Source organism: Leifsonia sp. KNZ12-8B, from assembly GCF_056755495.1.
Map to the genome: position 1 here is coordinate 1 of NZ_JBPGXM010000050.1, position 23,054 is coordinate 23,054.

Genomic DNA, 23,054 nt, shown 5'->3' on the forward strand with positions numbered 1-23,054 from the left:
GTCGGGAGCGGCGCGGACGTCGCGGGCGCGGCCGCGGGGGCCTCGACCCCTCCGCGCGACGCGACCGCATACCCGCACAGCGCGATGACGGCGACGAGGAGCAGCCCGGCGCCTCCGAGCCCCGTCTTCCTCGCGAGCGCGCCGGTGCGGCGGCTCACCGCGCCGAGCGCCGCGACGAGGACGCGTCGGCGGGCAGCTCGCCCGGCAGCGTCGGAACGCCCCGGTGGAGGCCGCGGCCGGCGAGGTGCACACCCGGGCGCTGGCTCGTGGCGATCTCGCCGAGTTCGCGCATCACGCGCCGGAAGTAGGGGCCCGAGACCGGGCCGAGGTACGCCGCCGGGTCGAGGTCGGCCTCGTTGCGGAGACGGATCTCGGCTCTCGACGCCTCGATCGGCGCGATGAGCTTGGCGCCGCTGCGGTAGCGGATCAGCCGGTGCACCCACTGGTCCAGCGGCTCCGGCAGCCCGCGCGGCACACGGTCGTGCTCGGGCGCGAGCGAGACGCGGCCGCGACCGCCGTCGTGGGTGGCGTGCGTGCTGCCTCCCGGCCTGCCGTCGGCGCCGCCGAAGCCGGCCGCGGCCCGCTCGCGGCGCCGCTCCGAGGCGAGCACCGCGTCGAGGTCGTCGCGCCGGTTGTGCTGCCGGGCCAGCACGTCGAGTGCGTCGATCGCGGCGGCGAACTCCTCCTCGTAGCCGACGTAGGCCTCGGGGTGGGCGGCCCGGTCATGGGTGAGGTCGGTGCGCGCGGTGGTCGCCTGACCGCGGCCGAGCATCGTCCGGCCGCTCTGCACGCGCTCCAGGCGCCACGTCCAGGTGGCGAGGAGTTCGGGCATCAGCTGGCTCATGACTCCACCCTAGGAAGGACCTCCGACATCGGCGGGAGCGACCCACCCGGCGCCCAGGGGGCGGGGTGCGCCGGACGCCGATGTCGGTGGTCGGCGGTACCGTTGGTGACGTCGTGAAGCTGCTCCGCCCGCGCCCGGTCGATCGGGACATCCTCCGCCTCGCCGTCCCCGCGCTCGGCTCGCTTGTCGCCGAGCCCGTCTTCCTCCTCGCGGACTCGGCCATGGTCGGGCACCTCGGCGTCGCCCCGCTCGCCGGGCTGGGCATCGCGAGCGCCGTGCTGCAGACGATCGTCGGGCTGATGGTCTTCCTCGCCTACGCCACGACGCCCGCTGTCGCGCGCCGACTGGGCGCCGGCGACGAACGCGGCGCAGTGGCGGCCGGGGTCGACGGCGTCTGGCTCGCTCTCGGCATCGGCGTCGTGCTCGCCGGCGCCGGTTGGTTCGCGTCGCCCGCGCTGGCTGGGCTCTTCGGGGCGTCCTCCGCGGTCACCGAGCAGGCCGTCCAGTACCTCCAGCTCTCGATGCTCGGCCTCCCGGCGATGCTCCTCGTGTTCGCCGCGACCGGCCTGCTGCGCGGCCTGCAGGACACCCGGACGCCGCTGGTCGTCGCCGTCGCCGGTTTCGCGGCCAACATCGCGCTGAACTACCTCTTCATCTACGTGCTCGAGAAGGGGATCGCCGGGTCGGCGCTCGGGACGGTCGCCGCCCAGTGGGCCATGGTCGCGGTGTACGCGGTAATCGTCGCCGGGCACGCGCGGCGGGTGGGGGCGCCGCTCCTCCCGCACCACGCCGGGATCGGCCGGTCGGCGCGCTCGGGGGGCTGGCTGCTGCTGCGCACCGCGAGCCTCCGCGCCGCGATCCTGCTGGCCGTCTTCACGGCGACCCGGCTCGGTCCGGACGAGCTGGCCGCCTTCCAGGTCACGATGACGGTGTTCTCGACGCTCGCGTTCGCCCTCGACGCCCTGGCGATCGCCGCGCAGGCGCTGGTCGGCAAGGGGCTGGGCGCCGGCGACGCGGAGGGCGTGCGTGCCGTGCTCCGCCGCTGCCTGGAGTGGGGCGTCGGAGCGGGGGTCGCGCTCGGACTGGTGACGGTGGTGCTGAGCCCGTTCGCCGCCGGCCTGTTCACGAGCGATCCGTCGGTCGCCGCCCTGCTCACGCCGGCGCTGGTCATCATCGGCCTCGGTGCGCCGCTCGGCGGGTACGTGTTCGTGCTCGACGGCGTGCTGATCGGAGCGGGCGACGCGCGCTACCTGGCGCTCACCGGACTGCTGAACGTGGCCGTCTTCGCGCCGATGGCCGCGGCGGTGCTCGTCTGGGGCGGCCACGACGCGTCCGGACTGGCATGGCTGGCGGCGGCCTTCGCGTTCGGCTACCTCGGCGCGCGGGCGCTCACCCTGGGGCTGCGCGCCCGCGGGCGGGTGTGGCTGCGCGTCGGGGCGGTGGTGTGAGCCGCCACGCCCACGCGAGCGGCCGGCGCCCTGCGATCGGGCGCCGCCGCCTGACGGGACGCGGGGCCTAGCCCAGCCACTCCCGGGCGGCCACGACGAGCGCACGCACGCCGGTCGGGATCGTCGGGTGGGCCAGCGGGGCGAAGTGCGGCGAGTGGTTCGACGGGATGTCCTCGTCGACCGTGCCGGCCGCCATCGCCGCGCGCACCTTCTCGGGGTCGCCGCCGCCGAGCATCCAGTACACGAGTGGGGCGCCGGCCGCGGTGGCGAGGTTGCCGACGTCCTCGCTGCCCGACAGGGCGCCCGGGTCGAGCAGGTTCTCGGCGCCGAACTCGGTCGAGAAGGCCGCGTTGACGCGGGCGGTCGCCTCCGGCTCGTTGACGGTGACGGGGTAGCGCTCGCCCCACTCCAGCTCGGGCTCCTTGGTGGCGCCGGACGCCTGGGACTCGGCCGCGATGATGCGCTGGACCGCCGCGAGCACGCGTGCGCGCACGTCCTCGTTGAAGCTGCGCACGCTGATCCCGAGCCGGGCCTCCGCCGCGATGATGTTGTTCTTCGTGCCGGCGTGGAGGCTGCCCACCGTGACGACGGACGTGTCCTGCGGTGCGATCTCCCGCGACACCACGCCCTGCAGCCGCATCACGGTCGCCGCCGCCATGACGATCGGGTCGATGGTGGTCTCGGGGCGGGAACCGTGGCCGCCCCGGCCGTGCATGGTGACCTCCATCGTGTCGACGGCGGCCATCGCAGCACCCGAATGGGCTCCCAGCATCCCCGCGGGGAGGGGCGTCACGTGCTGGCCGAGCACGACGTCCGGCGTGGGGACGAGGTCGTAGAGACCGCTGTCGACCATGACCTGGGCGCCGCCGCCGTGCTCCTCGCCGGGCTGGAACACGGCGACCAGGGTGCCCGACCACTGGTCGCGCGAGCCGGCCAGCTCCTCCACGGCTCCGAGGAGGCAGGTGATGTGGATGTCGTGGCCGCACGCGTGCATGACCGGGACGGTGTTGCCGTCGGCGTCGGTCACCGTCTGGGTCGACGCCCACGGCAGGCCGGTGAGCTCGCGGACCGGGAGGGCGTCCATGTCGGCCCGGAGCAGCACGGTCGGGCCGTCACCGTTGCGCAGGACGCCGGCGACGCCCGTGCCGCCGATGCCGGCGTGCACCTCGAGGCCGAGGTCCGTGAGGCGCTGCGCGACGATCCCCGCGGTGCGGTGCTCGGCGAAGGACAGCTCGGGGTGGGTGTGGAGGTCGCGGTAGAGGGCGTCGAGGTCCATGCCCCCACCCTACGTGCCCCTGCGGGATCGCCCGGGGTGACTCGGCCCGCCCAGGGGGACGCTACATTCGGCGCAAATCGCGGTTATGGGAGCGCGAAAACCGACATTCGGCGCAAATCGCGCCTCCGGAAACCGCGCGACGCTGCGGCGCTCCTACGCGCCAGCGGCGCGCGGCGGGGCGGTCGTGTTGCCGGGGTGGAAGACGCTGGTGAAGGAGGTCGGGCGCACCTCGTCGCCCTCGAGCATCGCGACGATCGAGCGGCCGGCCGCGCGGCCCTTCTCGACGGCCGGCTGGACGAGGGTCGTCAGGTCGTAGGGCCACAGGCCGTCGACGCGGACACCGTCGAAGCCCACGACGCTCACGTCGTCGGGGACGGCGAGGCGGAGCTCCTCCGCCGCCCGGATGACGCCCGCCGCCAGCAGGTCGCTCTGAGCGATGATCGCGGTGGGACGGGTGTCGGGGTCGGCGAGCAGGGCCTCCCCGGCGAGCCGGCCCTCCTCGACGAAGGAGCCGCGGGTGGTCCAGCCGCGGGCGTCCGGGAAGACGTCGCGCGCCCCGGCGAGGCGCTCCGCGGCGGTGGTCGAGCTGGCCGACGCGGCGTGGTGCCCGGTGAGCGGGCCACGGCCGCGGTCACGGGTCAGCGGGAGGGTGACCAGCGCGACATCCCGGTGGCCGAGGTCGTGGAGGTGCTGGGCGGCGATCCGGGTGGCCTCCCGGTTGTCCTGGCCGATCGTCGGCACCCCGTCGGCGGGGTCGCCCTCGATGGCCACGAGCGGGATCCCCCGCTGCTTGAGCATCGCGACCGACTCGTCGAGCCGTGGGCTGCAGCCGACCAGGACCACGGCGTCCATCGGGGCGTCCTCGATGCGCTGGGCGGCCTCCCCCGCGTCGGTGAGGATGAGCAGGCCCGCGTCGATGGCGCCGAGCTCCTCGCTGATGCCGTCGAGCAGGGCGATCTTGATCGGGTCGCGGAAAGCGTCGCGCACGCGCTCCTCCATCACGACCCCGACGATGCCGGAGCGGCCGCGGCGCAGCGAACGCGCGCGCGGGTCGGGTCCGGCGTAGTTGAGCTCCTTCGCCGCGGCGAGCACCCTTTCGCGAGTGGCCTCCGAGACCGGGCCGGTGCCGGAGAAGGCGAGGGAGGCCGTGGAGTTCGACACGCCCGCCAGCCGGGCGACCGCGGCCAGCGTCGGTCGGGTTCCGGTGGAGGTCGTGCTGCTGTCGTTCACGTGTGGTAGCTTAGTCGAATCGTTTCGATCGAAACGATTCGACCGCACAGTCCGCACCGGACGCCCACCAGATACCCAGCAGGAACGCCGATGTCGCAGCCGACCCCGACCTCCACCCGCAGCCGCCGCGAGCTGACCGCCTGGCGCAACGCCGTCTTCGCAGTGTTCATCCTGAGCGGGCTCGCGACCGCGAGCTGGGTCGCCCGCATCCCGGGCGTCCGCGACGAGCTGGGCCTCGGCACCGATCCATCGGCGGTCGGCCTGCTCATCGCCGGGATGTCGGCCGGCGCGATCATCGGCCTCGCCGGCTCGTCGTTCGTGCTGGTGCGCGTCGGACCGCACCGCGGCATGGTGGCGACCCTCACGACGGCCGCGATCGGCACCGCGCTCATCGGCCTGGGCGCAACGGTGCTGCACTCGGTGCCTCTGGTCGCGGTCGGGCTGATCCTCCTGGGCCTCGGCAACGGGATGCTCGACGTGATGATGAACGTCGAGGGGACCGCCGTCGAGCGCGAGATCGGCAAGACCGTGCTGCCGCTGATGCACGCGTGCTTCAGCCTCGGCACCGTGATCGGCGCCGGCCTCGGCGCCGCCGCGGCCGCGCTGCACATCGCGGTGGCGTGGCACCTGCTCGTCGTGGCGGTGATCCTGGTCGTCGGCGGCCTCGTGGCGGTCCGGTTCATCCCCCGCGAGGCCGACCTCGGCGACGAGACGACCGACGCGCCGAAGGCGCCGTTCGCCGACCGGTTGCGGACGTCGCTGGCGGTCTGGGCCGACTGGAGGCTCATCCTCATCGGCGTCGTCATGCTCGGCATGGCCTTCGGCGAAGGGTCGGCCAACGACTGGATCTCGCTCGCGGTCGTCGACGGCCACGGCCAGGAGAACTCGACCGGCGCGGTGGTGTTCGGCTGCTTCGTCGCCGCGATGACCGTGGGCCGCGTGGCCGGCGGCCCGATCGTCGACCGCATCGGGCGCGTGGCCGCCATCCGCATCACCGCGGCGATGGGCGTGGTCGGCCTCCTGCTGTTCATCGTCGGCGGACCCATGTGGGTGGTCGTCATCGGCACCGTGCTGTGGGGCCTCGGCGTCTCGCTCGGCTTCCCGCTCGGGATGTCGGCCGCGGCGGACGGCGCCGCCAACCCCGCCGCCCGCGTCTCCGCGGTCGCGATCATCGGCTACTGCGCGTTCCTCGTCGGACCGCCGATCATCGGCTTCCTCGGCAAGGAGGTCGGCCTCCTGAACGCGCTGTACCTCATCGTCGTGCTGCTGCTGGCGTCGTTCTTCGCCGCACCGGCCGTGCGGGCCCGGCGCGCTGCGGGCGCGGGCGCGGGCGCAGACGCGGCGCCGGCGACGCAGAGCTGACGCAGCCGCGCCTCCCCCGTCCGAGCGGGCGCTCCGCCGAGCACCTCAGCCCAGAAGGGTCGAGCAGATCTCGCGCACCACGTCGGCCACCTGCTTCCGGCCGGTGTCGATGCGCAGCTCGTCGGCGAAGCCCGCTCGTTCGAGGATGCCGGCCAGCTCGGGGTGACGCTGCGCGTGCCAGCGCAGCGCCGCTTCATCGTCGGCGTGGCGCCTGGCCAGTCGCGTGACCACGACGTCGGGCGCCGCTGACAGGCGGACGTGCAGCAGCGTCTGCGCGGCCAGCGCCGTCGCGGTGCGAAGGAGCTCGTCGGGAGTCTCGACGACGCCGGCGACCACGAGCACGCGCGCGCCGGCCCGTCGGAGATTGGAGGCGACCGCCTCCAGGTTCGCCAGCGCCAGCGCGGTGTGGAAGGGGTCGTCCGCCGGCGCGGGCCACGCCCGGCGCAGCCCGTCGACGTCGATGACCGCGCCGGGGACGCCGCGCCGCTCCAGCTCGTCGCCCAGACTCTCGGCCGTGGTCGTCTTCCCGGTGCCGACGCTGCCGTTGACCAGGACGGTGTCGAACCTCGCGAGGGGCATGGCTAGACGAACACCAGGCAGACCGGCGTCGGGACCGGCGAGGCGCCGAGGAAGCACAGCTCGCGGGTGCCGGAGTCGAACGCGAAGACGGTCACCTCGTCCGAGTCCTGGCAGCCGACCAGCACACGGTCGCCCTCCGGCGACAGCACCAGGTCGCGCGGTGTCCGCCCGCGCACCGGGACCACGGCCTCCAGCGCCAGGGAGGATGCCGCGGCATCGAAGGCGAACACCGCGATCGTGTCGTCCCCGCGATTGCTGACGAATACTGTGCGCCCGTCCGCGCTGAGGCGCACCGCCGCCGCCGTGTTGTCGCCGACGGGCAGGCCCGCCCCCGCCGCGACCGCCGCGCGGGTGGAGGCTCCACCGACCAGGACGAAGCGGTCGCCCTCCCGCCGCAGCACGTGCAGCATGTCGTCGAGCTCACCGACGACCAGCGCATGCCTGCCATCGGGATGGAACGCCAGGTGACGCGGACCCGCCGCACCGAGCGCAACCGTGGCATCGTCGCGCAGCGCGAGCGCACCCTCCGGCGACAACGCGTACCAGCGCACCTGGCCGAGGCCGAGGTCGACGACCACGACGTCGCCCGTGACCGGGTCGACGCTCAGCTGGTGGACGTGCGGGGCCTCCTGCCGCGCGTCGTCCGGCCCGCGCCCCTCGTGCTGGACGAAGGCCGTGCGCTCGCCGATCGACCCGTCGGCGGACAGCGCGAACACCGACACCGAGCCTCCGCTGTACGTCCCGGCCGGCAGGAACCGGCCGGAGGGGTGCACGAGCAGGTGGGCGGGGTCTGCTCCCCCGCTGGAGACGCTCCCGAGCGGGGTGAGCGCGCCCTCCGCGTCGCGGGCGAAGGCGTGCAGCCGGCCATCGGGACCCGTCTCCTCCGCCGCGTACACCGCGCGGCCGTCGGGCGACGTCGCGACCCACGACGGGTTGGTCACCGGAGCGGCGACGCGCACGTCCGCGACGCCGTCGCCGTCGAAGCGCGCCGCGAGCACCCCCTCCGCGTGACCGTCGACGTGCGGGAGGCGCTGCGTGTACGTGCCGATGAGGAGGTCGTGAGCCATGCCCTCATCCTGCCAGCGGAGGCTGCGGCGGCGGAGTCGGCACCGGCCGGGTCGGCCCGTAGGATGTCACGGTGCGTCTTGTCATTGCCACCTGCTCCGTCGACTACGCCGGCCGCCTGAGCGCGCACCTCCCGCTCGCCACGCGCCTGCTCATGCTGAAGGCCGACGGGAGTCTGCTCGTCCATTCCGACGGCGGCTCGTACAAGCCGCTCAATTGGATGAGCCCGCCCTGCACGCTCAGCGTGATGGAGCCCGACGACGACCAGCGCGCCGCGGGCATCACCGAGGTGTGGCGCGTGACGCAGGCCAAGACGGCCGACATGCTCATCGTCTCGGTGCACGAGATCCTCAGCGACACCGCGCACGAGCTAGGCGTCGACCCCGGGCTGCAGAAGGACGGCGTGGAGGCGCACCTCCAGAAGCTCCTCGCCGAGCAGATCGAGCTGCTCGGCGACGGCCACACCCTGGTCCGCCGCGAGTACATGACCGCGATCGGGCCGGTCGACATCCTGGCGCGGGACGGCTCGGGAGGCGCGGTGGCCGTCGAGCTCAAGCGCAAGGCCAACATCGACGCCGTCGAGCAGCTCACCCGCTATCTCGAGCTGATGAACCGCGACCCCGCGCTGGCGCCGGTCCGCGGCATCCTCGCCGCCCAGAGCATCGCGCCGCAGGCCCGCACGCTCGCCGAGGACCGCGGCCTCGAGGTGCTGCTCCTCGACTACGAGGCGATGAAGGGCGTCGAGAGCCGCATCCCGACGCTGTTCTGAGCCGGAGGGCCGTGCCGAGCGGGCCGGCCGCGCCCTAGTTCGCGGCCTCGTACGCCTCGATGACGTGGGCGGCGACGCGTCCGCGGTCGCTGACCGAGAAGCCGTTGTTGCGCGCCCACTCGCGGATCTCGTTGAGGTCCTGCTTCTGCGACGGGCGTCCGCCGGAGCCGGGCCGCTGGAGCGAGCTCGTGGTGCGGGCGGCGTCGATGAACGGCTGGAGGGCGGAGGAGAGCCGCTCGCGGTTCTCGTCCGAGAGGTCGATCTCGTACGAACGCCCGTCGAAGGCGAAGAAGACGGTGGAGGCGCCCTCCGAGCCGTCGAGGTCGTCCAAAATCGTCTCGATGATCTTGCGCGCCATTTCCGCACCTCTCGTGAATGAATTCTCGGGAATTCCAGCTTCTGCCGCGAAAAGCCTATCGAATAGTCGACGAAATCCGGCCTGATAATTCGCGAATAGTCGCACTAAGCAATACCTCGTATCATGGGGGACCATGCCCGCCCCGCGCTTCCCGCAGAGCTACCGCAACCTCCCCGTCCGCTCCGCCCTCACCGCCATCGCGGCCGAGCCGACGCTGGAGAACCTCCAGAAGCTCCTCGCCGCCGCCGTCAAGGGCGGGCTGGTCGTCGACGTGACCGGCTCGACGCCGCAGGACACCCGCCTGCGCACGATCAGCTCGACGACGGGCGAGCCCGTGCTGCCGCTCTTCACCTCGATGGATGCGCTGCGCGCGGCCGTGGCCCAGACCGCCGAGGGCGAGGGCAGCCGGGTGCAGGCGGTGATCGTGCCCGCGACGGAGGCGCTCGGCTTCATCCGCACCGCGCCGTTCGTCGCCGTGCAGTTCGACCCGGGCGCCGAGCACACCATGGTGGTCGCGCGTTCGCACATCGAGGAGGCGCTCGGCGGACGCTGAGCATCCGCTCGAATACGTCACATATATTGGGTGACGCTATGACCGAAACCGTTCCGACCGTCACCCGCACCTGGACCTGCGTCCTCTTCGACCTCGACGGCACCCTCACCGACTCCGCCCCCGGCATCACCGGGGCCCTCGTCCGCATGTTCGAGACGCTCGGCCGCCCGGTCCCGACCCCGGTCGAGCTGGTGGAGTACGTGGGGCCGCCGCTGCTCGAGTCGCTGCAGAGCATCGGCGGGATGACCGAGGCGGAGGCGCGGGAGGCCCTCGGCGTGTACCGCGCGTACTACGCCGAGCACGGCGCGTTCGACAGCGCGGTCTTCCCCGGCATCCGCGGGCTCCTGGAGCGGCTGCGCGCCGCAGGCGTCCCGCTCGCCATCGCGACGAGCAAGCCGGAGACGCAGGCGACGCGCATCCTGGAGCACTTCGGCCTCGCCGGGTACTTCGAGGTCATCACCGGCGCCACCGACGACGAGAGCCGCAGCGCGAAGGCCGACGTCGTCGCGGAGGCGCTACGCCGCCTGGAGGAGCGCGGCATCGACCTCGGCCACACGGTGATGGTCGGCGACCGCAGCTACGACGTGGTCGGCGCCGGCGAGCACGGCCTGCCGACCATCCTCGTCGAATGGGGCTACGGCTCCCCGGCCGAGGCGGCGGGCGCGATCGCCGTCGTGCACTCGGCGGACCAGCTCAGCTCGCTGCTGCTGGGCTGACCGGAGCGGTACCGGGGAGCGCGGCGCCCGGGGGCGCGAGTAGGCTGGTTGGTCGGCAAGACCGCACCGCATACAGCACTAGGAAGAATCATGCGCACCCGTAACACCCTGTTCCCCGCCGCCATCGTCGCGGCCATCACCATCGCCTCGCTCGCCGGCTGCTCCGGCACCGCGTCGGAGTCGGGCAGCACCCCCTCCGCGTCCGCGACGCAGGCGGCCTCGGAGAAGCTCCCCGCGGACTTCCCGAAGGACGACGTCCCGCTGGTCGACGGCCAGGTCGTCGTCGCCCGGGGCGACAAGGACAACGGCTGGTCCGTCACCGTGCAGCCGAAGAACAACACCGGCTTCGCCGACGCGAAGGCGGCCCTCGAGAAGGCCGGCTACACGCAGCAGGCCGGCGGCACCGAGAGCAAGGTCGTCTACACGAACGACAAGTACACCGTCGCCGTCGGCACCCCCGGCGTCTCGGTCACGTACACCGTCACCGCGAACTGACCCCCGGGGCCAGCCCGCGAGCACAGGAAAAACGCCCTGATTCCGAGCGAATCGGGGCGTTTTTCCTGTGCTCGGCGGCTACGGGCGGTCAGGAGTCGATGATGCGGACGAGCTCGTCGATGAAGGCGGTGAAGGTGTCGGCGCGGCGGATGAGGCCGAGCACGGCCTCCCGGTCGCTGAACACCTCCACGAACTGGTCGAACACGGTCTGGAACGACGCCCGCCCGTTGGCGTCGAACGCGATGAAGGCGATGACGTTGACCCGCGCGTCGCCCCAGTCCATCGCCGTGTCGTTGACCACGATCGCGATGGCCGTGCGCTTGGCGCTCATCGTCATGGCGTGCGGCACCGCCAGCGTGTCGGTGAAGGCCGTGGACGACATCTGCTCGCGCTCGATCGTCTGGTCGACGTAGTCGGCGTCGATGGCGCCGACCGCGATCATCCGGTCGCCGAGCGCGCGGATCAGCGTGATCGGGTCGCGCGCGTAGAAGTTGCGCAGGAAGAGCCGCTCGTCGAAGTAGCGCAGCAGGTCGTCCTTGATGCCCGCGCGCCGACGCTGGCGGCGGATGCGCGCCGCGGCCTGGCGGATGTGCTCGATGTCGGTCTCGGTGAGGAAGGGCTGCACGATCACCGCGTTCTCGCGGCGGCCGTGCGGGTCGATCGTGGTCAGCACGAGGTCGGCGTCGATCGCGCCCCAGTCCGCGTCGGTGGAGGTGATGACCTGCGTGATGTCGAGCTCGTCGCCCAGAGTGCTCACCAGCCGGTCGCGCAGGAGGATGTGCATGTCGTAGTAGTTCGGGCACACGACCGCGCAGGTCACCGCATCCCGCCGCCGCGACTGCTGCTCCAGGTAGGCGCCGACATGCATGGCGATGTACGCGATCTCGTCGTCGTTGACCTCGATCCCCTCGGCGGTCTGGAGGCGGCTGGCGATGTACACCGACAGCTCGTAGATCAGGGGGTACGAGCTCTTGATCGACCGCGTGAGCGGGTTCCGGGAGTACGTCTTCTCGTGGGCGCGCGCGACCAGGTTCTGCACGTGCAGGGTCAGGCGCACGATGAAGTTCTCGTCGCGGAGGTCGACCAGGTACTCGGCGGAGGCGCGCGCGATGATGCCGCGCACGACCTCCAGATCCTCCTCCTTCACGAACTCCTCGACCGGGTCGCGGCCGGCGCCGGGGGCGATGACCCTGGTCCGGAGCAGGATGGCGAGGTAGCGCAGCTCGGTCGGGTCGAGTTCCACGTCGAAGTGCCGCCGGATCAGGCCGCCGAGGTCGCGGGCGAGCACCCCGATCGTCTCGCTCACCTCCACGTCGGGCGCGTCGGGCAGCACGCGGTCCTTCGAGAACCGGTCGAGCGCGACGGCCATGTGCAGCAGGACGTCGTTGATCCCGTACTCGTTGACGAAGAAGCCGCGGGCGTCGAGCATCTCGATGAGGTCCGACTTGAAGGCGGCCAGCCCGGCCGAGGGGAACGCCTCCTGGATGCGCGCCACATCCACGACCCCTTGCCGCATCTCCTCGCGGAACAGCCGGCTGATCAGCTTGCGGCGCGCGATCTCCGGCCCGGTCAGCTCCACCACCGCGCCGTGACGCTGGAGGCCGAGCTCGGTTCCGGCGAGCAGCCCGCGCAGCCGGGAGAGGTCGGACTCGATCGTGGAGTCGCTGACGAAGAGGCTCTCGGCCGTCTCGTACACGTCGACGCCGTCCGGCTCGTCGAGCAGCCGGCGCGCCAGGAAGACGAGGCGCTCCTGCGGCGAGCCGGGCGCGAAGTACGACGCGCCCGCGTCGGGGGCGGCCGACTCGGCCTGGTAGGCGGCGTACGCCTCCGGGCGCACACGGTATCCGTTGGCGCCCGACTCGACGAGCTCGCCGAGCGCGGCGGCGTAGCTGCGGATGCTGCGCGTCGTGACCCCGAGGTCGTGCGCCAGCTCGGCGGCCGTCACCCAGGCAGCGCGGCGCGCGAGGATGTCCAGCATCCTCGCCTGCCTCGCCGAGAGCGCCACGCGCATCACCTTCCGGTCCGTCCGGTACGAGTCAACCACCTGGGGGCGCGCCGGGCAGCGTTCCCGCCCCGGGCTTCCGCACCCCCGGAAGAAACGCTGCTGGAAGCGCGCGGAGGGGCGGAGGGACGATGACTGACGATCCATCCGCTCCACCTGCTCCACGAAAGGCCTGATCGATGAGGATCGTCGTCGTCTGCGGCGCTGGCGCGTCCAGCACGTTCGTCGCCATGAAGCTGCGCAAGGCAGCGGCGGCGCGCGGCGTCGTGGCGACCGTGGAGGCCGGAAGCGCCGGGCAGCTCGACTCCCTCGACGGCATCGACGTCGTCCTGGTCGGGGCCCACCTGGAGGCGAGCGTTCCCGCGCTGCGTGAGCGGGCGGCCTCCAGCGGAACCGCCGTCGTGCTGCTTCCCGCCCTCTCACCGGCTGCGCTCGACGGCGACCGCGCGCTGGACCTGGCACTGGACGCGAAGGCGACGACACTGTGAGTGAACGAGCCATCCCCGTCGCCCTCCGGGGCGCCGAACCCACGAAGGAGACCACCCATGGCTGAGCGGATCATCACCGTCGGATCGACCCACGGGCTGCACGCGCGCCCGGCGAAGCTGTTCGTCGAGGCCGTGAACAGCTCGGGCGCGAAGGTCACGCTGTCGAAGCAGGGCGGCAAGACCGTCGACGCCGGCAGCATCCTCGGCGTCATCTCGCTGGGCATCGACCACGGCGACAAGATCGTCCTCAGCACCGAGGCCGCCGACGGCGAGGCCGTGCTCGACGACCTTGCCGAGATCATCGCCACGGATCACGACGCCTGATCATGTCCGACACGACCACTCACGTGCTGACCGGCGCCGGCATCGGCCAGGGCATCGCCCTCGGCCCGGTGCTCCGCATGGCCGACCCGCTGCCCGAGCCCTCCGACGCCCCGAGCACCCGGAGCGCCGACGAGGAGAAGTCCCGCGTCGCGCAGGCCGTCCAGACCGTGGCCGCCGACCTCCGTGCCCGCGCAGCGAAGGTCAGCGGCACCGCCGCGGACGTGCTGGAGGCGCAGTCGATGATGGCGGAGGACTCCACCCTCGCCGACGACGTCGCCCAGCGCATCGACGGCGGCACGACCGCCGAGCGCGCGGTCTTCGAGGGCTTCGCCGTCTTCCGCGACATGCTCGTCGGCCTCGGCGGGTACATGGGCGAGCGCGCCACCGACCTCGACGACGTGGCGCAGCGCGTCATCGCGGCGCTGGAGGGGCGGCCCGCTCCCGGCCTCCCGGAATCCGACACCCCGTATGTGCTCGTCGCGCGCGACCTCGCCCCGGCAGACACCGCGCTGCTCGACCTGACCAAGGTGCTCGGGCTGGTGACGCAGGAGGGCGGCCCGACCTCCCACACCGCCATCCTCGCGCGCGAGAAGTCGATCGTCGCGGTCGTCGGCGTCGCCGGGGCGGAGAACCTCGCCGACGGCGCCGACGTCGTGCTCGACGCGGCGGCCGGCACGGTCACCGTCGGTCCCTCCGCCGAGCAGCGCGCCGACGCGCAGCGCCGCATCGAGGAGCGCAATGCCGCCCTGTCCGGCGGGGTCGAGCCCGGCGCCCTCGCGGACGGCACCGCCATCCCGCTGCTCGCCAACCTCGGCTCGGCCGACGGCACGCAGCAGGCGCTCGACGCGGGCGCGGAGGGCGTCGGCCTGTTCCGCACCGAGTTCCTCTTCCTCGACCAGCGCATGGCCCCGACGGTGGAGCAGCAGCGCGAGCAGTACATCCGGCTGCTCACGGCGTTCCCCGGCAGGAAGGTCGTCGTGCGCGTGCTCGACGCGGGCGCCGACAAGCCGCTCGAGTTCCTCAACGACGCGCACGAGGACAACCCGGCGCTGGGCCTGCGCGGCCTGCGTGCGCTGCGCGCCAGCGAGGACATCCTGCGCGAGCAGCTCACCGCCCTCGCCGAGGCCGACGCGCAGACCGACGCCGACCTGTGGGTCATGGCGCCCATGGTCTCGACGGTCGAGGAGACGCGGTACTTCGTGCGGCTCGCCACCGAGTACGGGCTCAAGACCGTCGGCGTGATGGTGGAGGTGCCGTCGGCCGCGCTGCTCGCCGACCGGGTGCTCGAGGAGGCCGCGTTCGCCTCGATCGGCACCAACGACCTCACCCAGTACACGCTCGCCGCCGACCGCCTCCTCGGCTCGGTCGCCGGCTTCCAGGACCCGTGGCACCCCGCGGTGCTGCGGCTCATCGGCGAGGTCGGCGCGGCGGGAGCCGCCCGCTCCAAGCCGGTGGGCATCTGCGGCGAGGCCGCCGCCGACCCGCTGCTCGCGGTCGTGCTGGTCGGCCTCGGCGCGACCACCCTCTCCATGTCGCCGGCGGCGATCGCGGACGTGCGGCTCTCCCTCAAGCGCTACACCCTCGACCAGGCCCGTTCCCTGGCCGAGGCCGCCCTGGCCGCCGATGGCGCGGCCGACGCCCGGGAGGCGGTCCGTGCGGCCGCCGCCCGCTTCCCCTCCCCTGCACAACCCGATCAGGCACACGCCGACGCGGCGCAGGCCGACAGAAACGAGGCACCGCAATGACATCGACGACAGTGACGTCGACGACGAAGAAGCCGGGTGGCGCGCGCGTCCACGTGCAGCGCTTCGGCACCTTCCTCTCGAACATGGTCATGCCGAACATCCCCGCGTTCATCGCGTGGGGGTTCATCACGGCCCTGTTCATCTCCACCGGCTGGCTGCAGAACACCGGCTGGGACATCAACGGCATCCTGGGCGGCTTCGGCGAGCAGTCGAAGATCGGCTGGCAGGGCGCCATGACCACGCTCGCGCAGGACGACAACGGCAACGTCAGCGTGCTGTACACCGGCCTGGTCAGCCCGATGATCACGTACCTCCTGCCGCTCCTGATCGCGAACACCGGCGGCCGCATGGTCTACGGCGTGCGCGGCGGCGTGGTCGGCTCGATCGCGACCATGGGCGTCATCGTCGGGTCCACCATCCCGATGTTCATCGGCGCCATGATCATGGGCCCGCTCGGCGCGTACCTGATGAAGCAGGTCGACCGCCTCTGGGAGAACAAGATCAAGGCCGGCTTCGAGATGCTGGTCAACAACTTCTCCGCCGGCATCCTCGGCATGCTGCTCGCCATCGGCGCCTTCTTCGGCATCGCCCCGATCGTGGAGTGGCTGAGCTCGGTGCTCGGCGGCGCGGTCAACTGGCTGGTCACGGCGCACCTGCTGCCGCTCGCGAGCATCCTGATCGAGCCGGGCAAGGTGCTGTTCCTCAACAACGCCATCAACCACGGCGTGCTCACCCCGCTGGGCGTCGAGCAGGCGCAGCAGACCGGCAAGTCGATCCTGTTCCTGCTGGAGGCGAACCCCGGCCCCGGCTTCGGCATCCTGATCGCGTACTCGATCTTCGGCCTCGGCATCGCCAGGGCGAGCGCTCCCGGCGCCGCGCTGATCCAGTTCGTCGGCGGCATCCACGAGATCTACTTCCCGTACGTGCTCATGAAGCCGATGATCATCATCGCGGCCATCCTCGGCGGCATGACCGGCATCGCGATCAACGTCACGTTCGGCTCGGGCCTGCGCGCCCCGGCCTCCCCCGGATCGATCATCGCGGTGCTGCTCCAGACACCGGGAGACAGCTTCGTCGGGGTGATCCTGTCGGTGATCGGAGCGGCGGCGGTCTCGTTCATCGTCGCGTCGATCATCCTGCGGGCCAGCCGCAAGCGCGACCTGGCCGCCGGCAACGCGGGCGACCTCTCCGCCGCCGTGGCCCAGACCGAGGCCAACAAGGGCAAGGAGTCGGCCGTCCTCGGCTCGCTCGTCAACGAGGCGGAGCACGACACCGGCGACGCACAGGGCGACGGCACCGACCGCCTGGTGCGCAACATCGTGTTCGCGTGCGACGCTGGCATGGGTTCGAGCGCGATGGGCGCGTCCGTGCTGCGCAACAAGATCAAGAAGGCCGGTGTCGACGGCGTGACGGTGACCAACCAGGCCATCGCCAACCTCGACGGTTCGGCCGACCTGGTGATCACGCAGCGCGAGCTCACCGACCGCGCGAAGGGCCAGTCGCCGAACTCGGTCCACGTGTCCGTCGACAACTTCATGAACAGCCCCAAGTACGACGAGGTCGTCGACCTCGTCAAGAACCAGCAGAACGCAGCAGCGACGGAGGACGCCACGAAATGACCGACACGATTCTCGACCGGGCGAACGTGGTGGCCGCGGGTTCCGCGACCACCCGGGAGGACGCGATCCGGGAGGCGGGTGAGCTGCTCGTGCGGGCGGGCGCCGTCGAGCCCGGGTACGTCGACTCGATGCGGGCGCGCGAGCAGACCGTCTCCACCTTCATGGGGAACGGCCTCGCGATCCCGCACGGCACCAACGAGTCCAAGGACGAGATCAAGCGGTCGGCGCTGTCGTTCATCCGCTACTCCTCGCCGCTCGACTGGGGCGGCGAGGAGGTGCGGTTCGTCGTCGGCATCGCCGGGCGCAACAACGAGCACCTCGACATCCTGTCGAAGATCGCGATCATCTTCTCGGAGGAGGACGACGTGCAGAAGCTGCTCGACGCTCCCGACGCCGACGCCCTGTTCGCGCTCCTGGGAGACGTGAACGAATGAAGGCCGTCCATTTCGGTGCGGGCAACATCGGCCGCGGCTTCGTGGGGCTGCTGCTCCACGAAGCCGGGTACGAGGTCGTGTTCGCGGACGTCAACGCCGAGCTGATCGACGCGCTGGCCGCCGCCGACTCCTACGACGTGCACCTCGTCGGCGAGGAGTCCACGACCAAGACCGTGACCGGCTTCCGGGCGATCAACTCGGCGACCGACGAGGAGGCGCTGGTCGCCGAGATCGCGTCGGCCGATGTGGTCACCACGGCCGTCGGGCCGCGCATCCTGCGGTTCGTCGCGCCGGTGATCGCCCGCGGCCTGGTCGCGCGCGCCTCCGACGCTCCTCGTCTCGCCGTGATGGCGTGCGAGAACGCGATCGGCGCCTCCGACCTCCTCGCCGCCGAGCTCATGGACGGCCTCGAGGACGACGAGCAGCGGGCGGCGCTGGCCGCGCGAGCCGTGTTCGCCAACACCGCCGTCGACCGGATCGTGCCGGCACAGGCCGCCGACGCGGGCATCGACGTCACGGTCGAGACCTTCTACGAGTGGGTCGTCGACCGCACGCCGTTCGCCGGCGCCGAGCCGGCGATCCCCGGCGCGCACTTCGTTGACGACCTGGGTCCGTACATCGAGCGCAAGCTCTTCACCGTGAACACCGGGCACGCGACCGTCGCGTACACCGGGTTCCTGGAGGGCGCAGGCACGATCAGCGAGGCGATGCGGCTCCCGGCCGTGCGGACGGCGGCAGAGGCGGCCCTGCGCGAGACGTCGGCGGCCCTGTCGGCGAAGCACGGCCTCCCCGAGGACGAGCTGGCGGCGTACCGGGCGAAGATCCTCGACCGCTTCACCAACCCGTACCTGGTCGACGAGGTGACGCGCGTGGGCCGCGAGCCGCTGCGCAAGCTCGGCCGCAACGACCGCTTCATCGGCCCCGCCGCCGACTACGCGGAGTACGTGGGCGGCATCCCCGCGGCGCTGCTGAAGGCCGTCGGCGCGGCGCTCCACTTCGACGTGCCGGAGGACACCCAGAGCGTCGAGCTGCGCCGCATCCTGCAGGAGGGCCGGCCGGAGGCGATCGTCCCCGAGGTCATGGGCATCGAACCCGGCCACGCCCTCCACGAGCCGCTCGTCGGCGTCGTGCGGGAGGCGCAGGAGGCCGTGAACGGCTGACGACGCCGCGAGGCGGTCGTCGGTCAGCGGCCGACGATCGCCTCTCCCCCGTCGGTGCACCACGTCACGACGGAGGGCCACTCGCCGTAGCCGGCCGTCAGGTCGAGGTGACCGGCGCCCGCGATGACGGTTACGGGGATGCCGAGCGGCTCGCCGTACGCGGCCTCCGCGCCCTCCGGGCAGTACGGGTCGGCGTCGGAGGCGACGATCGCGACCTCCCCGGCGGGCCTCGTCGGCGGGAGCGCGGCGAACGGCGCGACCTCCGGGATGCCGGCCAGGACCTGCCGCGACGGGGGCGCCACCAGCAGCACGCGATCGACGGCGCCGTCCGCCTCCGGCCGCGCGCCGAGCCAGAGCAGGCAGGCGAGGCTGTGGCACACCACGGTCACCCGCGCCCCGCCGTCGGCGGCCTCGGCCAGCGCGACGGCCGCGGCCTCCCGCCACGCCCCGACCTCCGGGTGGGAGGCGTCGGGCAGCTGCGGGTACACCACCCGTTCGCCGGCCGCCGCGAGGGCCGACGCCAGCTCCCGCTGCCAGTGGCCCGCGGGGCGGAAGTTGTCCCAGCCGTGCAGGAGGAGGAAGGCGCGCATGCTGCGACGCTAGCGCCTCCCGCAGCCGCTCGCTCCCAGTTCGCTGCGACCGGGGCCAGGCCCGGGGGCCCGGTGGTACGTTGCGCTTGTGAGCCGAATCGTAGCGGTGGCGCCGGTGCTCCCCGCGCGAACCTACAGCCAGGATGAGATCACCGCGGCGTTGCTCGCGATGATAACCAGTGACCCCCAGCGGCAGGCCGTCATGCGCCGCATCCACGCCGCGAGCGGGGTCGAGACGCGCAGTCTCGTCATGCCGCTGGAGCGGTACAGCTCGCTCGGCTCCTTCCAGGAGTCCAACGACTTCTTCATCGCCGAGGGCACGACCCTCGCCGAGCGCGCCGTCACGCAGGCGCTCGATCACGCCGGGCTGGCGCCGGAGGATGTGGACTACCTGCTCTTCACCTCGGTCACCGGGATCGCGGCGCCCTCGATCGACGCCCAGCTCGTGCAGCGGCTGGGCCTGCGGCCGGACGTCAAGCGGCTGCCGAGCTTCGGGCTGGGCTGCGTGGCCGGCGCCGCCGGCATCGCGCGGGTCCACGACTACCTCGCCGGGCACCCCGGCGAGGTGGCGGTCCTGCTCTCGGTCGAGCTGTGCTCGCTCACCGTGCAGCCGCGCGACGACTCGATGGCCAACATCGTCGCCAGCGGGCTGTTCGGCGACGGCGCGGCGGCGGTCGTCATGGTCGGCGACGAGCGCGCCGAGTCGCTGGGCCTCGCGGGGCCCGAGGTCGTCGACACCCGCAGCCGCATCTACCCCGACACCGCGGACGTGATCGGCTGGGACATCGGCGGCACCGGCTTCCGGATCGTGCTCAGCGCCGGGGTCCCCGAGGTGATCGACAACAACTTCGCCGGCGACGCCCGCGGCCTCCTCGCCGCTCACGGACTGACGGTGGAGGACGTCGGCGCCTGGGCGGCGCATCCCGGCGGCCCCAAGGTGATCGAGGCCTTCTCGCGGGCGCTCGACCTGCCGGAGGGCGCACTGGACGCGAGCTGGCGGTCGCTGGCCCGTGTCGGCAACCTGTCGTCGGCCGCCGTGCTGCACGTGCTCGCGGAGCAGGTGGACCAGCACCCGGCCGGAACCGTCGGCCTCCTGTTCGCGCTCGGGCCGGGGGTCACCAGCGAACTGGTGCTGCTGCGCTGGGCCGCGGGAACCGGATCGCAGGCCGGCCCGGTGGCGATCGGCGAGGCCGCGTGAGCCGGGCGGCACCATGATCTGGTACACGCTCCTCATCCTCGCGACCGGGGCCGAGCGCATCGCCGAGCTCGTCGTCTCCACCCGCAACGCCCGGTGGTCGTTCGCCAGGGGCGGCGTCGAGTTCGGCCGGGGGCACTTCCCGCCGATGGTCGCGCTGCACACCGGCCTGCTGCTCGCGTGCCTCGCCGAGGTGTGGTTCGCCGACCGCCCGTTCCTCCCGTGGCTCGGCTGGCCGATGCTCGTGCTGGTGCTGGCGAGCCAGGCGCTGCGCTGGTGGTGCATCGGGGCGCTCGGACCGCGGTGGAACACGCGGGTCATCATCGTGCGCGACATCCCGCTGGTCACCCGCGGCCCGTACCGCTGGCTGAAGCACCCGAACTACGTCGCCGTCGTCGTCGAGGGCTTCGCCCTGCCGCTCGTGCACACCGCCTGGATCACCGCACTCGCCTTCACCGTGCTCAACGCCGTGCTGCTGCTGGCCGTCCGCATCCCGTGCGAGAACCGCGCGCTGGCGACCGTGCTGCCCGCCCGCGCATGAGCGCGCCGGCCCTGATCGTGGTCGGGGGCGGTCCCGTGGGGCTGGCGTGCGCGATCGAGGCGCGACTCTGCGGCCTGGAGGTCGTGGTCGTCGAGCCGCGGACGGGCCCGATCGACAAGGCCTGCGGCGAGGGGCTGATGCCGGGCGCTCTGGCCGCGCTGCACCGGATCGGCGTCGACCCTCCCGGCCGGGCCCTCGGCGGCATCGCCTACGTCGACGGCCCGGCGCGCGTCGAGCACCGTTTCGCCGACCGGCCGGGCCGGGGCGTGCGGCGGACCACGCTGCACGCCGCCCTCGCGGCTCGCGCCGACGCGCTGGGCGCGCAGCGGCTCACCGCGCGCGTCACCGGCGTCGCCCAGCGCGGGGATCGTGTCGAGCTGACCCTCGCGGACGGCGGCGTGATCGACGCGCCGTGGGTGATCGCGGCCGACGGCCTCCACTCGACCCTCCGCCGCCTGCTCGGGCTCGAGCACCGGGCGCAGGCGGAGTCGCGCCGCCGCTTCGGGGTGCGCCGCCACTACGCCCTCGCGCCGTGGACCGACCTCGTGGAGGTGCACTGGTCGCCTCGGGCGGAAGCGTACGTCACCCCTGTCGCCGACGACATGGTCGGCGTCGCCGTGCTCGGCTCGCGTCCGCTCGACCAGGACGGCGCGATCGCAGCCCTTCCGGAGCTCGCCGCCCGGCTGGAGGGCGCGTCGCCCGTCAGCGACCTGCGCGGCGCCGGACCGCTGCTGCAGCGCTCGCGCGCCCGGGCCTCCGGCCGGGTGCTGCTGGTGGGCGACGCGTCAGGATACGTGGACGCGCTGACCGGCGAGGGGATGCGCGTGGGCTTCGCGCAGGCCAGGGCGGCCGTCGCCGCGGTCAGGGACGGCGACACCGCCACGTACGAGCGCGCGTGGCGGGCGACGACACGGGACTTCCGGATGCTGACCTCGGGGCTCGTGGTGGCCGCACGCTCCTCCTTCCGGCCGCGGATCGTGCCGACGGCGGCCGCGCGGCCGCAGCTCTTCGGCTCCATCGTCGAGCGTCTCTCGCGCTGACCGGATTGGCACCCGAAAAGGGTGTCGCGCTGCGGTAGAACGTGTAGTATGTGACGCACGTTCTACTGCATTTCACATTCTGCGAGGTCACGATGAGCTCAGGTGCTCCTGCCGATCCCGAACTCTTCGCTGCCGCCGAGGGGTCGAGCGGGTCGAGCGCGTCGGGCGCGGCGAGCACAGCGGGTGCGGGCGGCGCGGCGGGTGCGGGCGCAACGGGTGCGGGCGCCGGTGGCGCGGCCCGCGCGAGCCGCGCCTCCCACGGGCGGACGACCATCACCTTCTATCTCAGCGACAACCTCCGCAACCGGGCGAGGGCCGCGTATCGCTCCACCTCGTTCCACGAGAAGGACGCGAGCTGGTCCGAGATGCTGACCAAGGCGCTCCTGGCCGAAGTGGAGCGGCGCGAGCGCGCCCACAACCGCGGCCAGCGCTTCCCCGGAAGCGAGGAGCCATTGAATCCCGGCAGGCCCATCGGGTACTGACGGGACCGGGACGTCCCGCCGAGGTCTCCCTCCGCCCCCGAGGCGGGGCGTCCCACCTTCTGCCGCTGCTGCGGGCTCGTCACTGTTTGTCGAGGCTGCCGATCTTCTTCTGCGCGTCGTTGTAGATGACGAGCGAGCGGCCCTCGATGGAGGCGGTGGAGGCTTGGGCGAGCCACTCGTCCACCCCTTCACAGGCCATCATGGTCGAGGCGAGGGTGCCGAAGGTGAACGTGTCACCGCTCACCGTTCCCTTGCCGGTCAGCCGGTTGCAGCCGTCGGTGCCGCTCACCGTGCCGTCGTCCGTGATGGTGAGGTTGGGTTGGCCGGTCGCCGAGCTGCCCCACGTCCCCGAGAACGCGCCCTCTTCGCCGCCCGGCGTGGAGCATCCGGCGAGCGCCGCCAGCACCGCGGCCGCCGCGAAGGGGATGGCGACGCGGCGCGGAGCGCGTCGGGGACGAGCGGTCGGGCCGGGGAGTGCTGTCGTTCTCATGGGCCACACGGTAGCGGCGCCTCGCGTGCGCGTGGAAGCTCCATCCGCTCGGGCGGGCGAGTCGGGTGGCCGCGCTGCGCGTCGGGAGTGCGGACACTGGGTGCGGAGGCGCGGGGCGTTGGGTGGAGGCGCGCGGATGCGGTGGGGGGCCCGGGGTGTGCCCCCCCCCCCCCCCGGACCGGGTTACCCTTGGGGGGCTCCGACCGCCCCGGCGGCCCCCCCCCGGCCCGGGGGGCCCCCCCCCCCCCC

The 23,054-nt window shown here is 72.8% G+C and carries 25 protein-coding genes; 16 read left to right on the plus strand and 9 right to left on the minus strand.

Annotated features, from left to right (window positions below; translation table 11 throughout):
• Positions 1-154 precede the first annotated feature (154 nt).
• On the minus strand, positions 155-844 hold the full coding sequence (locus ACR9ZG_RS09405; RefSeq protein WP_481284564.1) for a hypothetical protein: 690 nt from the start codon (positions 842-844) through the stop codon (positions 155-157).
• Between the two features lie 80 nt (positions 845-924).
• On the opposite strand from ACR9ZG_RS09405, the gene ACR9ZG_RS09410 reads away from it, so the two are divergent.
• On the plus strand, positions 925-2,292 hold the full coding sequence (locus ACR9ZG_RS09410) for an MATE family efflux transporter (protein ID WP_481284587.1): 1,368 nt from the start codon (positions 925-927) through the stop codon (positions 2,290-2,292).
• 67 nt (positions 2,293-2,359) lie between these two features.
• On the opposite strand, the gene ACR9ZG_RS09415 is transcribed toward ACR9ZG_RS09410, so the two are convergent.
• On the minus strand, positions 2,360-3,568 hold the full coding sequence (locus ACR9ZG_RS09415) for an amidohydrolase (RefSeq protein WP_481284565.1): 1,209 nt from the start codon (positions 3,566-3,568) through the stop codon (positions 2,360-2,362).
• Between the two features lie 153 nt (positions 3,569-3,721).
• Positions 3,722-4,798 carry a LacI family DNA-binding transcriptional regulator gene (locus tag ACR9ZG_RS09420; protein ID WP_481284566.1) on the minus strand — a complete coding sequence of 359 codons (1,077 nt, stop codon included), beginning with the start codon at positions 4,796-4,798 and terminating at the stop codon, positions 3,722-3,724.
• 90 nt (positions 4,799-4,888) lie between these two features.
• Here ACR9ZG_RS09420 and ACR9ZG_RS09425 point away from each other — a divergent pair, with 90 nt between their 5' ends.
• On the plus strand, positions 4,889-6,160 hold the full coding sequence (locus tag ACR9ZG_RS09425; RefSeq protein ID WP_481284567.1) for an MFS transporter: 1,272 nt from the start codon (positions 4,889-4,891) through the stop codon (positions 6,158-6,160).
• 45 nt (positions 6,161-6,205) lie between these two features.
• Here ACR9ZG_RS09425 and ACR9ZG_RS09430 read toward each other — a convergent pair whose 3' ends face one another.
• Positions 6,206-6,739, minus strand: coding sequence for a P-loop nucleotide/nucleoside kinase family protein (locus ACR9ZG_RS09430; protein WP_481284568.1), 534 nt, complete (start codon positions 6,737-6,739; stop codon positions 6,206-6,208).
• Positions 6,740-6,741: 2 nt separating this feature from the next.
• Positions 6,742-7,806 carry a lactonase family protein gene (locus ACR9ZG_RS09435; protein ID WP_481284569.1) on the minus strand — a complete coding sequence of 355 codons (1,065 nt, stop codon included), beginning with the start codon at positions 7,804-7,806 and terminating at the stop codon, positions 6,742-6,744.
• Between the two features lie 71 nt (positions 7,807-7,877).
• On the opposite strand from ACR9ZG_RS09435, the gene nucS reads away from it, so the two are divergent.
• Positions 7,878-8,573 carry an endonuclease NucS gene (gene nucS, locus ACR9ZG_RS09440; RefSeq protein ID WP_481284570.1) on the plus strand — a complete coding sequence of 232 codons (696 nt, stop codon included), beginning with the start codon at positions 7,878-7,880 and terminating at the stop codon, positions 8,571-8,573.
• Between the two features lie 34 nt (positions 8,574-8,607).
• Here the strand turns inward: nucS and ACR9ZG_RS09445 are convergent, their stop codons facing one another.
• A complete protein-coding gene (locus ACR9ZG_RS09445; RefSeq protein ID WP_481284571.1) occupies positions 8,608-8,931 on the minus strand; it encodes a histone-like nucleoid-structuring protein Lsr2 in 324 nt (107 codons plus the stop codon).
• Between the two features lie 133 nt (positions 8,932-9,064).
• On the opposite strand from ACR9ZG_RS09445, the gene ACR9ZG_RS09450 reads away from it, so the two are divergent.
• From ACR9ZG_RS09450 to ACR9ZG_RS09460, 3 genes are all read left to right on the plus strand, one after another.
• On the plus strand, positions 9,065-9,484 hold the full coding sequence (locus ACR9ZG_RS09450) for an SseB family protein (protein WP_481284572.1): 420 nt from the start codon (positions 9,065-9,067) through the stop codon (positions 9,482-9,484).
• Between the two features lie 38 nt (positions 9,485-9,522).
• Complete coding sequence (locus ACR9ZG_RS09455) at positions 9,523-10,200, plus strand: HAD hydrolase-like protein (RefSeq protein ID WP_481284573.1); 678 nt, start codon at positions 9,523-9,525, stop codon at positions 10,198-10,200.
• Positions 10,201-10,290: 90 nt separating this feature from the next.
• The gene (locus tag ACR9ZG_RS09460) at positions 10,291-10,695 is read left to right on the plus strand and encodes a hypothetical protein (protein WP_481284574.1); all 405 of its coding nucleotides are present in this window, start codon (positions 10,291-10,293) and stop codon (positions 10,693-10,695) included.
• 88 nt (positions 10,696-10,783) lie between these two features.
• Here ACR9ZG_RS09460 and ACR9ZG_RS09465 read toward each other — a convergent pair whose 3' ends face one another.
• Complete coding sequence (locus ACR9ZG_RS09465) at positions 10,784-12,673, minus strand: BglG family transcription antiterminator (RefSeq protein WP_481284575.1); 1,890 nt, start codon at positions 12,671-12,673, stop codon at positions 10,784-10,786.
• Positions 12,674-12,876: 203 nt separating this feature from the next.
• On the opposite strand from ACR9ZG_RS09465, the gene ACR9ZG_RS09470 reads away from it, so the two are divergent.
• From ACR9ZG_RS09470 to ACR9ZG_RS09495, 6 genes are read left to right on the plus strand one after another with little or no spacing between them, the layout of a single operon-like run.
• Complete coding sequence (locus tag ACR9ZG_RS09470) at positions 12,877-13,185, plus strand: PTS sugar transporter subunit IIB (RefSeq protein ID WP_481284576.1); 309 nt, start codon at positions 12,877-12,879, stop codon at positions 13,183-13,185.
• 57 nt (positions 13,186-13,242) lie between these two features.
• Positions 13,243-13,509, plus strand: coding sequence for an HPr family phosphocarrier protein (locus ACR9ZG_RS09475; RefSeq protein ID WP_481284577.1), 267 nt, complete (start codon positions 13,243-13,245; stop codon positions 13,507-13,509).
• Between the two features lie 2 nt (positions 13,510-13,511).
• On the plus strand, positions 13,512-15,254 hold the full coding sequence (ptsP, locus tag ACR9ZG_RS09480; protein WP_481284578.1) for a phosphoenolpyruvate--protein phosphotransferase: 1,743 nt from the start codon (positions 13,512-13,514) through the stop codon (positions 15,252-15,254).
• Complete coding sequence (locus tag ACR9ZG_RS09485) at positions 15,251-16,873, plus strand: PTS mannitol transporter subunit IIBC (RefSeq protein ID WP_481284579.1); 1,623 nt, start codon at positions 15,251-15,253, stop codon at positions 16,871-16,873. Before ptsP ends, ACR9ZG_RS09485 begins: the two co-directional genes overlap by 4 nt.
• The gene (locus ACR9ZG_RS09490) at positions 16,870-17,307 is read left to right on the plus strand and encodes a PTS mannitol transporter subunit IIA (protein ID WP_481284580.1); all 438 of its coding nucleotides are present in this window, start codon (positions 16,870-16,872) and stop codon (positions 17,305-17,307) included. The genes ACR9ZG_RS09485 and ACR9ZG_RS09490 overlap by 4 nt, the downstream gene beginning before the upstream one ends.
• Positions 17,304-18,467, plus strand: a complete 1,164-nt coding sequence (locus ACR9ZG_RS09495; protein WP_481284581.1) for a mannitol-1-phosphate 5-dehydrogenase — start codon at positions 17,304-17,306, stop codon at positions 18,465-18,467. The genes ACR9ZG_RS09490 and ACR9ZG_RS09495 overlap by 4 nt, the downstream gene beginning before the upstream one ends.
• Positions 18,468-18,490: 23 nt before the next feature.
• Here ACR9ZG_RS09495 and ACR9ZG_RS09500 read toward each other — a convergent pair whose 3' ends face one another.
• The gene (locus tag ACR9ZG_RS09500) at positions 18,491-19,057 is read right to left on the minus strand and encodes an RBBP9/YdeN family alpha/beta hydrolase (RefSeq protein ID WP_481284582.1); all 567 of its coding nucleotides are present in this window, start codon (positions 19,055-19,057) and stop codon (positions 18,491-18,493) included.
• A 106-nt stretch (positions 19,058-19,163) separates the two neighbouring features.
• Between ACR9ZG_RS09500 and ACR9ZG_RS09505 the strand changes: the two genes are divergently transcribed.
• The 4 genes from ACR9ZG_RS09505 (at position 19,164) to ACR9ZG_RS09520 (ending at position 22,315) form a co-directional block, all read left to right on the plus strand.
• Entirely contained in the window at positions 19,164-20,255 is a 1,092-nt protein-coding gene (locus ACR9ZG_RS09505; protein ID WP_481284588.1) for a type III polyketide synthase, read from the plus strand.
• A gap of 13 nt (positions 20,256-20,268) precedes the next feature.
• Positions 20,269-20,793, plus strand: coding sequence for an isoprenylcysteine carboxyl methyltransferase family protein (locus ACR9ZG_RS09510; protein ID WP_481284583.1), 525 nt, complete (start codon positions 20,269-20,271; stop codon positions 20,791-20,793).
• On the plus strand, positions 20,790-21,833 hold the full coding sequence (locus ACR9ZG_RS09515) for an NAD(P)/FAD-dependent oxidoreductase (protein WP_481284584.1): 1,044 nt from the start codon (positions 20,790-20,792) through the stop codon (positions 21,831-21,833). Before ACR9ZG_RS09510 ends, ACR9ZG_RS09515 begins: the two co-directional genes overlap by 4 nt.
• 92 nt (positions 21,834-21,925) lie before the next feature.
• Entirely contained in the window at positions 21,926-22,315 is a 390-nt protein-coding gene (locus tag ACR9ZG_RS09520; protein ID WP_481284585.1) for a ParB family protein, read from the plus strand.
• A 79-nt stretch (positions 22,316-22,394) separates the two neighbouring features.
• Here the strand turns inward: ACR9ZG_RS09520 and ACR9ZG_RS09525 are convergent, their stop codons facing one another.
• Positions 22,395-22,805, minus strand: a complete 411-nt coding sequence (locus ACR9ZG_RS09525; RefSeq protein ID WP_481284586.1) for an META domain-containing protein — start codon at positions 22,803-22,805, stop codon at positions 22,395-22,397.
• Positions 22,806-23,054 lie beyond the last annotated feature (249 nt).

Coding starts and splice junctions, on each gene's coding strand:
- ACR9ZG_RS09490 (WP_481284580.1), top strand. CDS start 16,870: ATGACCGACACGATTCTCGACCGGGCGAACGTGGTGGCCGCGGGTTCC.
- ACR9ZG_RS09430 (WP_481284568.1), bottom strand. CDS start 6,739: ATGCCCCTCGCGAGGTTCGACACCGTCCTGGTCAACGGCAGCGTCGGC.
- ACR9ZG_RS09520 (WP_481284585.1), top strand. CDS start 21,926: ATGAGCTCAGGTGCTCCTGCCGATCCCGAACTCTTCGCTGCCGCCGAG.
- ACR9ZG_RS09445 (WP_481284571.1), bottom strand. CDS start 8,931: ATGGCGCGCAAGATCATCGAGACGATTTTGGACGACCTCGACGGCTCG.
- ACR9ZG_RS09525 (WP_481284586.1), bottom strand. CDS start 22,805: ATGAGAACGACAGCACTCCCCGGCCCGACCGCTCGTCCCCGACGCGCT.
- ACR9ZG_RS09475 (WP_481284577.1), top strand. CDS start 13,243: ATGGCTGAGCGGATCATCACCGTCGGATCGACCCACGGGCTGCACGCG.
- ACR9ZG_RS09415 (WP_481284565.1), bottom strand. CDS start 3,568: ATGGACCTCGACGCCCTCTACCGCGACCTCCACACCCACCCCGAGCTG.
- ACR9ZG_RS09495 (WP_481284581.1), top strand. CDS start 17,304: ATGAAGGCCGTCCATTTCGGTGCGGGCAACATCGGCCGCGGCTTCGTG.
- ACR9ZG_RS09425 (WP_481284567.1), top strand. CDS start 4,889: ATGTCGCAGCCGACCCCGACCTCCACCCGCAGCCGCCGCGAGCTGACC.
- ACR9ZG_RS09485 (WP_481284579.1), top strand. CDS start 15,251: ATGACATCGACGACAGTGACGTCGACGACGAAGAAGCCGGGTGGCGCG.
- ACR9ZG_RS09470 (WP_481284576.1), top strand. CDS start 12,877: ATGAGGATCGTCGTCGTCTGCGGCGCTGGCGCGTCCAGCACGTTCGTC.
- ACR9ZG_RS09515 (WP_481284584.1), top strand. CDS start 20,790: ATGAGCGCGCCGGCCCTGATCGTGGTCGGGGGCGGTCCCGTGGGGCTG.
- ptsP (WP_481284578.1), top strand. CDS start 13,512: ATGTCCGACACGACCACTCACGTGCTGACCGGCGCCGGCATCGGCCAG.
- ACR9ZG_RS09455 (WP_481284573.1), top strand. CDS start 9,523: ATGACCGAAACCGTTCCGACCGTCACCCGCACCTGGACCTGCGTCCTC.
- ACR9ZG_RS09460 (WP_481284574.1), top strand. CDS start 10,291: ATGCGCACCCGTAACACCCTGTTCCCCGCCGCCATCGTCGCGGCCATC.
- ACR9ZG_RS09435 (WP_481284569.1), bottom strand. CDS start 7,806: ATGGCTCACGACCTCCTCATCGGCACGTACACGCAGCGCCTCCCGCAC.
- ACR9ZG_RS09500 (WP_481284582.1), bottom strand. CDS start 19,057: ATGCGCGCCTTCCTCCTCCTGCACGGCTGGGACAACTTCCGCCCCGCG.
- ACR9ZG_RS09405 (WP_481284564.1), bottom strand. CDS start 844: ATGAGCCAGCTGATGCCCGAACTCCTCGCCACCTGGACGTGGCGCCTG.
- ACR9ZG_RS09410 (WP_481284587.1), top strand. CDS start 925: ATGTCGGTGGTCGGCGGTACCGTTGGTGACGTCGTGAAGCTGCTCCGC.
- ACR9ZG_RS09450 (WP_481284572.1), top strand. CDS start 9,065: ATGCCCGCCCCGCGCTTCCCGCAGAGCTACCGCAACCTCCCCGTCCGC.
- ACR9ZG_RS09465 (WP_481284575.1), bottom strand. CDS start 12,673: ATGCTGGACATCCTCGCGCGCCGCGCTGCCTGGGTGACGGCCGCCGAG.
- ACR9ZG_RS09510 (WP_481284583.1), top strand. CDS start 20,269: ATGATCTGGTACACGCTCCTCATCCTCGCGACCGGGGCCGAGCGCATC.